The organism is Pseudomonas sp. No.21 (assembly GCF_054558415.1).
Genome location: NZ_BAAJNO010000011.1, coordinates 1 through 12,097 on the forward strand (window position 1 = coordinate 1; position 12,097 = coordinate 12,097).

At 67.0% G+C, this 12,097-nt stretch carries 13 protein-coding genes and 1 pseudogene; 7 read left to right on the forward strand and 7 right to left on the reverse strand.

What is annotated here, in order from left to right:
• Positions 1–91 precede the first annotated feature (91 nt).
• From ACYJSS_RS22235 to ACYJSS_RS22250, 4 genes are read right to left on the reverse strand one after another with little or no spacing between them, the layout of a single operon-like run.
• Positions 92–1,921, reverse strand: a complete 1,830-nt coding sequence (locus tag ACYJSS_RS22235) for an ABC transporter ATP-binding protein (protein WP_111260634.1) — start codon at positions 1,919–1,921, stop codon at positions 92–94.
• A 54-nt stretch (positions 1,922–1,975) separates the two neighbouring features.
• Positions 1,976–2,530 (reverse strand): peptidylprolyl isomerase, encoded by a 555-nt coding sequence (locus tag ACYJSS_RS22240; RefSeq protein WP_111260635.1) that lies wholly within the window; start codon positions 2,528–2,530, stop codon positions 1,976–1,978.
• 2 nt (positions 2,531–2,532) lie between these two features.
• Positions 2,533–3,333: an alpha/beta fold hydrolase gene (locus ACYJSS_RS22245; RefSeq protein WP_111260636.1), complete on the reverse strand. Its 801-nt coding sequence runs from the start codon at positions 3,331–3,333 to the stop codon at positions 2,533–2,535.
• A 12-nt stretch (positions 3,334–3,345) separates the two neighbouring features.
• Positions 3,346–4,272 carry a LysR family transcriptional regulator gene (locus ACYJSS_RS22250; protein WP_111260637.1) on the reverse strand — a complete coding sequence of 309 codons (927 nt, stop codon included), beginning with the start codon at positions 4,270–4,272 and terminating at the stop codon, positions 3,346–3,348.
• Positions 4,273–4,376: 104 nt separating this feature from the next.
• Between ACYJSS_RS22250 and ACYJSS_RS22255 the strand changes: the two genes are divergently transcribed.
• The 3 genes from ACYJSS_RS22255 (at position 4,377) to rarD (ending at position 6,777) form a co-directional block, all read left to right on the forward strand.
• Entirely contained in the window at positions 4,377–4,691 is a 315-nt protein-coding gene (locus ACYJSS_RS22255) for a 3-phosphoglycerate kinase (protein WP_111260638.1), read from the forward strand.
• Between the two features lie 172 nt (positions 4,692–4,863).
• Positions 4,864–5,463 (forward strand): FMN-dependent NADH-azoreductase, encoded by a 600-nt coding sequence (locus ACYJSS_RS22260; protein ID WP_111260639.1) that lies wholly within the window; start codon positions 4,864–4,866, stop codon positions 5,461–5,463.
• A 399-nt stretch (positions 5,464–5,862) separates the two neighbouring features.
• Positions 5,863–6,777, forward strand: coding sequence for an EamA family transporter RarD (rarD, locus tag ACYJSS_RS22265; protein WP_111260640.1), 915 nt, complete (start codon positions 5,863–5,865; stop codon positions 6,775–6,777).
• Here rarD and ACYJSS_RS22270 read toward each other — a convergent pair.
• Entirely contained in the window at positions 6,770–7,183 is a 414-nt protein-coding gene (locus ACYJSS_RS22270; RefSeq protein ID WP_111260641.1) for an NUDIX hydrolase, read from the reverse strand. The two genes, rarD and ACYJSS_RS22270, sit on opposite strands and share 8 nt — an antisense overlap.
• On the reverse strand, positions 7,180–7,725 hold the full coding sequence (locus tag ACYJSS_RS22275) for a dihydrofolate reductase family protein (protein ID WP_111260642.1): 546 nt from the start codon (positions 7,723–7,725) through the stop codon (positions 7,180–7,182). The genes ACYJSS_RS22270 and ACYJSS_RS22275 overlap by 4 nt, the downstream gene beginning before the upstream one ends.
• Before the next feature lie 213 nt (positions 7,726–7,938).
• On the opposite strand from ACYJSS_RS22275, the gene ACYJSS_RS22280 reads away from it, so the two are divergent.
• From ACYJSS_RS22280 to ACYJSS_RS22295, 4 genes and pseudogenes are all read left to right on the forward strand, one after another.
• A complete protein-coding gene (locus ACYJSS_RS22280; protein ID WP_111260665.1) occupies positions 7,939–9,273 on the forward strand; it encodes a DEAD/DEAH box helicase in 1,335 nt (444 codons plus the stop codon).
• Positions 9,274–9,485: 212 nt separating this feature from the next.
• Positions 9,486–9,728, forward strand: a pseudogene (locus ACYJSS_RS22285) (DUF1294 domain-containing protein); the annotation flags it as partial.
• Between the two features lie 171 nt (positions 9,729–9,899).
• Complete coding sequence (locus ACYJSS_RS22290) at positions 9,900–10,955, forward strand: HAD family hydrolase (RefSeq protein WP_236205411.1); 1,056 nt, start codon at positions 9,900–9,902, stop codon at positions 10,953–10,955.
• An 81-nt stretch (positions 10,956–11,036) separates the two neighbouring features.
• Positions 11,037–11,765: a substrate-binding periplasmic protein gene (locus ACYJSS_RS22295; RefSeq protein WP_111260644.1), complete on the forward strand. Its 729-nt coding sequence runs from the start codon at positions 11,037–11,039 to the stop codon at positions 11,763–11,765.
• Positions 11,766–11,774: 9 nt separating this feature from the next.
• On the opposite strand, the gene ACYJSS_RS22300 is transcribed toward ACYJSS_RS22295, so the two are convergent.
• On the reverse strand, positions 11,775–12,068 hold the full coding sequence (locus tag ACYJSS_RS22300; RefSeq protein ID WP_111260645.1) for a hypothetical protein: 294 nt from the start codon (positions 12,066–12,068) through the stop codon (positions 11,775–11,777).
• Positions 12,069–12,097: the final 29 nt, after the last annotated feature.

Sequence of the window (12,097 nt, forward strand, 5' to 3'; positions counted from 1 at the left end):
GTGTGCGCCGCCTCGGGGTCGCCCGTGACGTAGGGTGGAGGTCGCTCTTTACCTCCACCGTGCGGAGGTCGGGTCAGTGCTCGGGCTGCGTTTAGTCCACCCCGACGAAGCCGCCGGTCTGGTGGTGCCAGAGGCGGGCGTAGAGGCCGCGCTGGGCGAGGAGCTCGGCGTGGCTGCCGCTTTCCACCACGCGGCCCTGGTCGAGCACCACCAGGCGGTCCATGCGGGCGATGGTGGAGAGGCGGTGGGCGATGGCGATCACGGTCTTGCCCTGCATGAGGGTTTCCAGGCTTTCCTGGATCGCCGCCTCCACCTCCGAGTCCAGCGCCGAGGTGGCTTCGTCGAGGATCAGGATCGGCGCGTCCTTGAGCAGCACGCGGGCGATGGCGATGCGCTGGCGCTGGCCACCGGAGAGCTTGACGCCGCGCTCGCCGACATGGGCGTCGAAGCCGGTGCGGCCCTGGGCGTCGGAGAGGTAGGGGATGAACTCCGCCGCGCGGGCCTTGCGCACCGCTTCCCAGAGTTCCTCGTCAGTGGCGCCGGGCTTGCCGTAGAGCAGGTTGTCGCGGATCGAACGGTGCAGCAGGGAGGTGTCCTGGGTGACCATGCCGATCTGCTCGCGCAGGCTTTCCTGGGTGATGTGGGCGATGTCCTGGCCATCCACCAGGATGCGCCCGCTGTCCAGGTCGTAGAGGCGCAGCAGCAGGTTGACCAGGGTGGACTTGCCGGCGCCCGAGGGGCCGACCAGGCCGATCTTCTCGCCGGGGCGGACCTCCAGGTCGAGCCCCTCGAACACCGTGCGGCCCTTGCCGTAGTGGAAGCCGATGTGCTCGAAACGCACTTCGCCGCGCGGCACCTGCAGCGGCTTGGCGTCGTCCTGGTCCTGGACCGCGCGCGGCTGGGAGATGGTCTGCATGCCGTCCTGCACCTGGCCGATGTTCTCGAAGATGCCGCTGACCACCCACATGATCCAGCCGGACATGTTGTTGATGCGGATGACCAGGCTGGTGGCCAGCGCGATGGCGCCGACGGTGATGATGTCCTGGGTCCAGAGCCACAGGGCGAAGCCGGTGGTGCCGACGATCAGCACGCTGGAGAGGGTGGTGATGACCACGTCCATGCCGGTGACCATGCGGTTGGTCTGCTGCACGCGGTGCACCTGCTCGCTGAGGGCCTCGCGGGCGTACTGCTCCTCCAGGCTGGTGTGGGCGAACAGCTTGAGGGTGGTGATGTTGGTGTAGCCGTCGACGATGCGCCCCATCAGCCGCGAGCGCGAGTCCGAGGCGGCCACCGAGCGCAGCTTGACCCGGGGCACGAAGTACCAGAGCGCGGCGATGTAGCCGGCGATCCACAGCAGCAGCGGGATCATCAGCCGCCAGTCGGCCTCGGCGAACAGCACCAGGGCGCTGACGGCGTAGATCAGCACGTGCCAGATGGCGTCCACCGCCTGCACGGCCGAATCACGCAGGGAGTTGCTGGTCTGCATGATGCGCTGGGCGATGCGCCCGGCGAAGTCGTTCTGGTAGAAGGCCAGGCTCTGCTTGAGCACGTAGCGGTGGTTCTGCCAGCGGATCAGGTTGGTCAGGCTGGGGTTGATGCTCTGGTGCACCAGCAGGTCGTGCAGGCCGTTGAAGACCGGGCGCAGTATCAGCGCCACCACCAGCATCCAGATGAGTTCGGTGGAGTGGTCGGCGAAGAAGGTGTCGGCCGCGCTGTGCTGGGCCAGGTCGATGATGCGGCCGAGGAAGCTGTAGAGGGCGACGTCGATCAGGGCGACGACCAGGCCCACCAGCAGGAGGATCGCGAACACCCCCCAGACCTGGCGCAGGTAGTGGAGGTAGAACTGCACGACGCCACGTGGCGGCATGCTGTCGGGAGCGGGTTTGAAGGTGTCGATCAGGTGTTCGAAGCGGCGAAACATCCTTCGGGTCCTTGTCGCGGGAAGCGGCCCGCCGGGGTGGCGGGCCGCCGGGGTTCAGAGCCGCTTGGCGGAGAGGATCACCACCGGTTGCAGCGGAACGTTCTGGTGCATGCCACGGTTGCCGGTGGGCACGTTGGCGATCTGGTCGACCACCTCGAGGCCGCGCACCACCTTGCCGAACACGGCGTAGCCGAAGCCACGGGCGCCGTGGTCCAGGGCCGGGTTGTCGCGGTGGTTGATGAAGAACTGGCTGGTGGCCGAGTCGGTGGCCTGGGTACGTGCCATGGCGATGGTGCCGCGCACGTTGTGCAGGCCGTTGTCGGCTTCGTTCTTGATCGATGCGCGGGTCTTCTTCTCGTTCATGGACGCGTCCATGCCGCCGCCCTGGATCATGAAGCCCGGGATCACGCGGTGGAACACGGTGCCGTCGTAGAAGCCGGCGTCCACGTAGTCGAGGAAGTTCTTCACGGTGATCGGCGCCTTGGCGTCGTCGAGTTCCAGCTCGATCTCGCCGGCCGAGGTGGTGATCAGCACGTGGGGCTTGTCGGCGGCCATGAGGTTGGCGGTGAACAGCAGGGCGCAGGCCGCGAGGGCGATTTTCTTCAGCATTGTCATCGTTCCTTGTTGGCCTCGACTTCGTCGAGGAAGCCGAGGAGGGTGGCGTTGAAGCGTTGTGGTTGATCCAGCGGTGTAGCGTGGCGGGAGTCTTGGATGACCACCAGGCGCGCGTCGGGCATTTCCCTTACATAGGCCTCCTTCTGCGCGACCGGGGTGTAGTCGCGGTCGGCCGTGATCACCAGCGTAGGACAGGTGATGCGGCCGAGGCGTTCCCGCACGCCCCAGCCGATGATGGCGTCGAGGGAGGCGAGGTAGGCACGCTTGTCGTTCTGCGGCCAGCGTTCTTCCACCTTGCGCCGCAGCTCGGCCTGTTCAGGGCGGGGGAACAGCAGGCGGGCCAGGGCCTTGGCGATGGTGTCCAGGCTCATCAGGCGCGAGAGGGTCCAGCGCCGGGCGATCTCCCAGTAGTCGCGCGGGGTCTTCGGCTTCACCTCGGGCCCGCTGTTGACGATGGTCAGGCTCCTGAGCAGTTCGGGGCGGTCGACGCCGAGCTGGAAGCCGATCATGCCGCCCATGCTGATGCCCACCAGGTGCACGGGCGGCAGTTGCAGGTGTCCGATCAGCGCGGCGACGTCATCGGCGAAGTCGGCGATGGCGTAGGGGCCCTCGGGCTTGTCGGAGCGGCCGTGGCCGCGCACGTCGAGGGCGATCACCCGGTAGCGGGCGGCGAGCACCGGCACCTGGTATTCCCAGTCGCGGGTGCTGGAGCCGAGGCCGTGCACCAGCAGCAGGGGCGCGCCCTGGCCGTATTCCTCGTAGTGCAGCTGGCAGCCGTCGTTGTCGAACCAGGGCATGGCGTCTCTTCCTCAGGCGTTGGGCAGGGGGGCGGCGAAGGGCGCGTTGAGCGGTGCCGAGTCGAAGGTCTTGATCAGCTCGACGAGGATCTGCGAGGCCGGGCCGAGCGCCTTCTCCTTGTTGGCGTAGAGGAAGAAACCGGGGTGCCGGGTGCCGCCCTGGTCCATGGGCAGCGGCTTGAGCAGGCCTTCCTTGAGTTCGCGCTCGATGATGTGGCGTGGCAGCCAGGCGAAGCCCAGGCCGTTGCTGACGAAGTTGGCGGCGGTGGCCAGGCTGCCGACCGTCCAGCGTTGCTCGGCGCCGAGCCAGCCGACATCGCGCGGCTGGGTGCGGCCGGAGTCGCGGATCACCACCTGCAGCTGGGTCTCCAGGTCCTGGAAGGTGACGTCGCGCTGCAGGCGGTGCAGCGGGTGGTCGGGGTGGGCGACGGCGACGAACTCGACGTTGCACAGTTCGGTGCCCAGGTAGCCGGGGATGTTGAGGCCGGTGATGGCGAGGTCGGCGGTGCCTTCGAGCAGCACTTCCTCGACGCCGGACAGCACCTCCTCGCGCAGGCGCACGCGGCAGCCACGGCTCTGCGGCATGAAGGCGGCCAGGGCGCGCAGCAGGCGGGCGGTGGGGTAGGCGGCATCCACGACCAGGCGCACCTCGGCTTCCCAGCCCTGTTCCATGTGGTGGGCGAGCTCCTCCAGCTGGCTGGCGGACTTCACCAGTTGCCGCGAGCGCCGCAGCAGCACCTCGCCGGCCTCGGTGAGCACGGCCTTGCGTCCGTCGATACGCAGCAACGGTACGCCCAGTTGTTCCTGCATGCGGGCCACGGTGTAGCTGACCGACGACTGCGAACGGTGGGTGGCCTCCGCCGCCTGGGCGAAGCCGCCGTGATCGACCACCGCCTGCAGGGTCCGCCACTGATCCAGGGTTACCCGGGGCGCTTTCATGCCTTGCTCCTTCTTCTTGTGTATCGGTCAGGAAACATGCGGCCGTGCCGATGACCTCGCCTGACGCTCTGTGTAAGCTGGCGGTCCCGCGCTGGAGACCTCCAATGAAAAGAACGCTCTGTGCCCTGCTGGCCTGCCTGCCCGTCGCCGCCTTCGCCTACCCCATCGAGGTGGAGAAGCAATACAACGGTAGCGAGATCACCTACACGACCGATGACATCGATCACAACATGGGGTCGATCAACGTCTACAACCTGGGCGAGGCCCGCGCCGAATGCACGGTGCGCTTCACCAACGGCCCGGAGACCCCGAAGATCCGCCGCGCGGTGATCGAGGGTGGCAAGAGCGTCTACCTCACGGCCAAGTTCAACCGCAGCATCATCCGTCTGCGCATCGGCCTTACCTGCAAGCCCGCCTAGGCGAAAACTCCTGAAAGTAAGTCAGCACAAGGCTCAAGCCTAGTGAGGGCTTCTTTATAAATCAATTTTGTCGATTGTTAGTAGCGGATTAATTCGCTTTTTTATCGAATTGTGTCTGGATAACCTGCGCTCCATCGAATCCCCACCCCTACAGATCGATGGAGCAGCAAACATGTCCAACGTCCTCGTGATCGAAAGCAGCGCCCGCCAGCAGGGTTCCATTTCCCGCGACCTGACCCAGGCGTTCCTCGCCCAGTGGAAGGCCGCCCATCCGGCTGACCGGATCACCGTCCGCGACCTGGCCGTGGAGCAGGTGCCGCACCTGGACGCCGACCTGCTCGGTGGCTGGATGAAGCCTGCCGACCAGCACAGCGAAACCGAGAAGGCCGCCCTGGAGCGCTCCAACCGGCTGACCGAGGAGCTGCTGGCTGCCGACGTGCTGGTGCTGGCCGCGCCCATGTACAACTTCGCCATCCCCAGCACCCTGAAGTCCTGGCTGGACCACGTGCTGCGCGCAGGGGTCACCTTCAAGTACACCGAGACCGGCCCCCAGGGCCTGCTCACCGGCAAGCGCGCCTACGTGCTGACCGCCCGCGGCGGCGTCTACGCCGGCGGCCCGTTCGATCACCAGGAGCCCTACCTGCGCCAGGCGCTGGGTTTCATCGGCATCCACGATGTGTCCTTCATCCATGCCGAGGGCATGAACATGGGCGCCGAGTTCCAGGAAAAGGGCATCGCCCAGGCCAAGGCGCTGGTCGCCAAGGTCGCCTGAGGCTTCACCGTTTCACCCGCTCCTTTGTGCATATCCCTTGCCCGGCCCATGGCCGGGCTTTTTTTATGGGCGCTCGCTTCCCGTAGGAGCGAGCTCTGCTCGCGAAGCTGTAGGAGCGAATTCATTCGCGATGCTTTTGCAGGCTGAGCTTCAGCATGGGCTCGGGTTTGGCAGCATGGGTTTCGCGGGGCTCGCGGAACGCCGCCCGACCCATCCTACGGGGGGCTACGGGAGCTGAGAGTGGTGCCGCTTTCAGGCCTGCCGATGCCGGGTTGGTCCCAGCGGGCCCGCCGGCGGGTGGGTAAGCTTTCCCTGGTGGCGGCGAGCGGGTATTTTCGCCGGCTGCAATCAGAGGCCTGCCATGTCTTCGTTCATTTCTCCACGCGTTGCGGTGCGGCCATGAGGCTGTCCGGGCGCGGTGTCGCGCTGTCACTCACCGCATCGGTGCTGTTCGCCCTGATGCCCGGCTATGTGCGCGAGCTGGCACCGCTCGATGGCGTGCAGATCTTCGCCCAGCGGGTGCTCTGGTCGATTCCGGCGGTGTTGCTGCTGGTGGCGCTGATGGGCCAGTGGGCGGTGTTGCGCGATGTACTGGTGCGCATGGGCCGGGAGCCGCTGCTGCTGGCGGCCCTGCCGTTGGCCGCGCTGCTGATCGGGCTGCAGTGGGGGCTGTTCCTCTGGGCGCCGTTGCAGGGGCGGATGCTGGAGGTTTCCCTCGGTTATTTCCTGCTGCCGCTGGTGATGGTGCTCTGTGGGCGCCTTTTCTATAACGAGCGCTTGCGGCCGTTGCAGTTGCTGGCGGTGCTCTGTGCCGTGGCCGGCGTGCTCCACGAGCTGTGGATGACCCGGGCCTTTTCCTGGCTGACCCTGGTCACCGCGCTGGGCTACCCGCCGTATTTCATGCTGCGCCGCTGGATGCGCCTGGACGCGTTGTCCGGCTTCATCCTGGAAATGGCGATGCTGGCGCCGCTGGCGGCCTGGCTGATCATCGTCCACGGACCGGAGGGCGCGTTCGTCCAGGCCCCGCAATTGTGGTGGCTGATTCCCGGGCTGGGCCTGCTGGGCACCCTGGCCTTCGCCGCGATGATGGCTTCCAGCCGGCTGCTGCCGCTGGGGCTGTTCGGCATCCTCAGCTACGTCGAGCCGGTGCTGCTGTTCGCCGTGGCGGTGGCGTTCCTGGGCGAAGCCTTCGACCCGGCGCAGTTCTGGACCTACCTGCCGATCTGGCTGGCGGTGCTGCTGATCGGCTGGGACAGCGCGCAACTGCTGCGCAAGCAGGCGCGCCAGGAGCGTGCGAGCCGCGCCCTCAACTGAGGGCGGCGGCCTGGTGCTCGGCCAGCGCGGCCAGTACCTGATCGCGCAGCAGCGGCGCAAGCTCGGCCGGCGGAGTCGCGCCCGGGGCCAGCCAGGCCAGTTCCTCCAGCTCCGCCGCCGCCGCCACCGGGTGCGGCAGGCGGGCGACGAAGATTTCCGCATCCACCCAGGTATCGGGCTCGTTGGCGGCCGGCGCGCGGAAGCGGCCGAGCGGCTGCAGCGCGCTGGCGTCCATGTGCAGGTCGAGTTCTTCGTGCAGTTCCCGTTGCAGGGCGGCGAGGGCGGACTCGCCCGCTTCGCGCTTGCCGCCGGGCAGCATGAAGGCTCGGGTGCCGCGCTTGCGCACCAGCAGCAGGCGTTGGGAGTCGTCGAGCAGGCAGGCGGCGGAGAGGATCAGGGTGGTCATGTGACGGGGGCTTCCGGCAGCAGTTGGTAATGCAGCTGCACCACGCCGGTGGCGAAACTGCGTTGTTCGTGAAGTTGCAGGCGCCGCTCAAGGCCGGTGGCGAACATCTGGATGCCGGCGCCGAGCAGGTGCGGGATGACGCTGACGATCAGTTCGTCGATCAGGCCCGCCGCATAGCAGGTGCCGGCCAGCGAACCGCCGCCCACCAGCCAGACGCGCTCGCAGCCGGCCTCGGCGAGGTCGGCCAGGGCGTCGGCCGGGGTGCTGTGGGCGATCCGCACCTGCGGCGCCACCGGCTCCAGCTCCGCGCGGGTCAGCACGGTACAGGGCTTGCCGGGATAGGGCCAGGCCCCGCCCATGGCCAGCACCGTCTCGTAGGTGCCGCGCCCCATCAGCAGGCCGTCGACACTGTCGTAGAAGGCGCCATAACCGTGATCGTCACCGGACTGTTCGACCGGTTGCAGCCAGTCGACGCTGCCGTCGGGGCGGGCGATGTAGCCGTCCAGGCTGGCGGCGACGTAGTAGATCAGCGATGCACTCATGCGAAGCCTCCGTGGTGACCAGCCGCGAGGGGCTCGCGGGGGCGGCGACGCCAACGCGGGGCCGCAGGTGTTGGAGTGGAGCACGGGCCCCGGGGTTCAGCATTCGCCGCAACGTCGGGAAGTTGTACTGAGACGCACAGAATTCGGGCGTTCGGGCGCGACAACCGTTAACCTATGCAGCTGTTTTTCAAGCTTTCGATCGAGGTAGCACCCGTGTTCTCCCAATTCGCCCTGCACGAACGTCTGCTCAAGGCCGTGACCGAGCTGAAATTTGCCGAACCGACGCCCGTGCAGCAGGCGGCCATCCCCCCGGCGCTGGAAGGGCGCGACCTGCGCGTCACCGCCCAGACCGGCAGCGGCAAGACCGCGGCGTTCGTGCTGCCCCTGCTCAACCGCCTGATCGGCGAAGCCAAGCCCCGCGAGCGCATCCGCTCGCTGATCCTGCTGCCGACCCGTGAGCTGGCCCAGCAGACGCTGAGGGAAGTCGAGCGCTTCTCGCAGTTCACCTTCATCAAGTCCGGCATCGTCACCGGTGGCGAGGACTTCAAGGTCCAGGCCGCCATGCTGCGCAAGCTGCCCGACGTGCTGGTGAGCACCCCGGGCCGCCTGATCGAACACCTCAATTCCGGCACCGTCGACCTCAAGGAAGTGGAAGTGCTGGTGCTGGACGAAGCCGACCGCATGCTCGACATGGGCTTCGCCGAGGACATGCAGCGCATCACCGCCGAGTGCGCCAACCGCAAGCAGACCCTGCTGTTCTCCGCCACCACCGGGGGGGCGGCGCTGCGCGAGGTGTCGGCCAAGGTGCTGAACGATCCGCTGCACCTGCGCCTCAATGGCGTCGAGCAGCTCAACGAGTCCACCCGCCAGCAGATCATCACCGCCGACGACATCGCCCACAAGGAAGCCCTGGCGCGCTGGCTGCTGGCCAACGAGGACTACCAGAAGGCCATCGTCTTCACCAACACCCGCGCCCAGGCCGACCGTTTCTACGGCCACCTGGTGGCGGCCGGCTACAAGGCCTTCGTGCTCCACGGCGACAAGGACCAGAAGGACCGCAAGCTGGCCATCGACCGCGTGCGCGAGGGCGGCACCAAGGTGCTGGTGGCCACCGACGTGGCAGCCCGTGGCCTGGACATCCAGGGCATGGACCTGGTGATCAACTTCGACATGCCGCGCTCCGGCGACGAGTACGTGCACCGTGTCGGCCGCACCGGCCGTGCCGGTGGCGAGGGCCTGGCCATCTCGCTGATCTGCCACAACGACTGGAACCTCATGTCCAGCGTCGAGCGCTACCTCAAGCAGAGCTTCGAGCGCCGCGTGATCAAGGAGCTCAAGGGCAGCTACAGCGGCCCGAAGAAGGTCAAGGCCTCCGGCAAGGCTGCCGGCGTGAAGAAGAAAAAGACCGACAAGAAGGCGGGCGACAAGAAGGCCTCGGCCAAGCCTGCCGCCAAGCGCAAGCCTTCCGGCCCGCGCCGCGATGAATCCAGGGTGGTCAGCGCCGACGGCCTGGCCCCGCTCAAGCGCAAGAAGCCTGCCGCCGAGTGAGCCATCCGTTAGCGCGCGGCCTGTCGCTCGCGGCGCTGCCGTGGCTGGCCACCGCCGAGGCCCAGGTGTATCGCTGCACCCGGGCCGACGGCACGGTGGAGTTCACCGACCGCGGCTGCGGCACCCTGGAGCCTTCCCGCTCGGGCGGGTCGATCGACGGGCTGCCTTCCCTGCACGCCCTTCTCGACGCCGCTCCAGCGTTGCTGCCCCACGGGCTCACGCCCTGGCAACTGCTGGCGCTGATCTACCTGGCGATGAGCCTGGTCTGCTTCATCGCCTACTGGCGCGACAAGCGCTCCGCGGTCGCCGGTGCCCAGCGCACGCCGGAGTCGCGCCTGCACCTCTACGAGCTGCTCGGTGGCTGGCCGGGCGGGTTGCTGGCGCAGCGGCTGATCCGTCACAAGAATCGCAAGCTGCCCTACCAGGTGAAGTTCTGGTCGATCGTCGTCCTGCACCTGGGCGTGCTCGGGTGGTGGCTGCTGGGGCGCTGAACCCCCGACTGCGCCGCTGCGAGGATGGTCGGCGTCGGAAATGGTCCGCTCGTGCTTGCGAAGGTTTGCTAGGGTCGATGAGCTGGAGCGAGGCTGCTCCCCATACGCTCATCCACCGCAGGGAACCCCGACACGATGAAGCTCACCCAGACGATTCTCGCCGCCGCGCTGTGCCTGGGCCTGGCCGGCACCACCCTCGCCACCGAACTCAAGCACTGGCCGGCGCCCGCCGCCAAGCAGCTCGATGCGCTGATCGCGGCCAACGCCAACAAGGGCGCCTACGCGGTCTTCGACATGGACAACACCAGCTACCGCTACGACCTGGAGGAGTCGCTGCTGCCGTTCCTCGAGGCCAAGGGCGTGCTGACCCGCGAGAAGCTCGACCCCTCGCTCAAGCTGATCCCGTTCAAGGACGTGAACGGCCACAAGGAAAGCCTCAACAGCTACTACTACCGCCTCTGCGAACTCGACGACCTGGTCTGCTACCCCTGGGTGGCCCAGGTGTTCTCCGGCTTCACCCTGCGCGAGCTGAAGGGCTACGTCGACGAGCTGCTGGCCTCCGGCAAGCCGGTCCCCGCCACCTACTACGAGGGTGACGAGGTTAAGACCATCGAGATCAACCCGCCCAGGCTGTTCACCGGGCAGCAGGAGCTGATGAACAAGCTGCGCGAGAACGGCATCGAGGTGTACATCATGACCGCCGCCCTGGAGGAGCTGGTGCGCATGGTCGCCGCCGATCCCAGGTACGGCTACAACGTCAAGCCGGAGAACGTCATCGGCGTCACCACCCTGCTCAAGGACCGCAAGACCGGCGCGCTGACCACCGCGCGCAAGCAGATCGAGGAAGGCAAGTACGACGAGAAGGCCAACCTCGACCTGGAGATCACCCCCTACCTGTGGACCCCGGCCACCTGGATGGCGGGCAAGCAGGCGGCGATCCTCACCTATATCGACCAGTGGAAGAAGCCCATCCTGGTCGGCGGCGATACCCCTGACAGCGATGGCTACATGCTCTTCCACGGCACCGACGTGGAGAAGGGCGGCCTGCGCGTCTGGGTCAACCGCAAGGCCAAGTACATGGACCAGATCACCGCCATGCAGAAGAAGAACGCCGAGCAGCAGGCCAAGCTCGGCCTGCCCGTCACCGCCGACCGCAACTGGGTGGTGGTGACGCCCGAGGAAATCCAGTAACCGACCATCCGTGACGGGGCCGCCCCCTGCGCAACCGTATCGCCAGCGGCTATGCTGCGAGCTGTAGCGCAAGGGGGTGGAATGGGCAGATGGCTGCTGGTTGGCGTGTTGTTGCTCGGGCTTCCCTGGCTTGCCATGGGAGAGGAGTTGCGTTTTGGGTTCGGCACGCAGAAGCCGCCCTATATCTACGAGGGCGAGGACCGCGGGCTCGAGCTGGAAATCGTCACGGCTGCCGCCAAGGCGGCCGGCTTCACCCTGCAGTACCACTACCTGCCGATGGAGCGCCTGCACCTGCTGCTGGGCCGTGGCGAGCTGGACGGCATCGCCGCCACCAGTGAGCGCAGCGGCGTCCAGGCGTTCTATTCCGACGTGTACATCCAGTACCACAACTACGCCATCGCCCTGGCCGGCAAGGGTTACCGCATCGATTCCATAGCGGACCTGGGCAAGTACTCGGTCAGTGCCTTCCAGCGGGCGCGCTTCCTGCTGGGCAAGGAGTTCCAGCGCATGGCGGAGAACAACCCGCGCTACCGCGAGGAGGCCCAGCAGATCACCCGCAACCGCCTGCTCTATGCGGGGCGCATCGACGTCGCGATCGGCGACAAGCGCATCATCAACTACCTCAATCGCGAGGTGGTCTCGCAGGTGGATACCAGCCAGCCCATCATCTGGTACGACCTGTTCCCGCCCACCGACTACAAGGTCGGGTTCGTCCACGCCAACCAGCGCGACCGTTTCAACAAGGGCCTGCAGCAGATCCGCGAGAGCGGCGAGTACCGCGCCATCGAGAAGAAATACGAGCGCTACTGAACCGTCCGATCACGGCTGCTTCTGCCGGGCGTCGCTCGCATCACCGGCCTTGTCGACTTCCTGCTTGCGCTGCTCGGTGACATCGCACTCGTCGTCGCCCTCGCGGGAGTCGGTCTTGAGCTTCTCGTGCTTGAGCTCTTCGTTGACCTGCCTGGCCTTCTGCGGGTCGCTATCGGTGGCCTGGTGCACTTCGGCTGCCAGTTGCTCGCGCTTGGCGGTGGCCTCGTCGGCACCGCACGCGGCCAGGGCGGACAAGGGGGCGAGCAGGGCCAGGGTGGCGCTCAATGCCAATAGGCGTTTCATGGTGTCTCCTCCAGGTGCATCGCATTCCT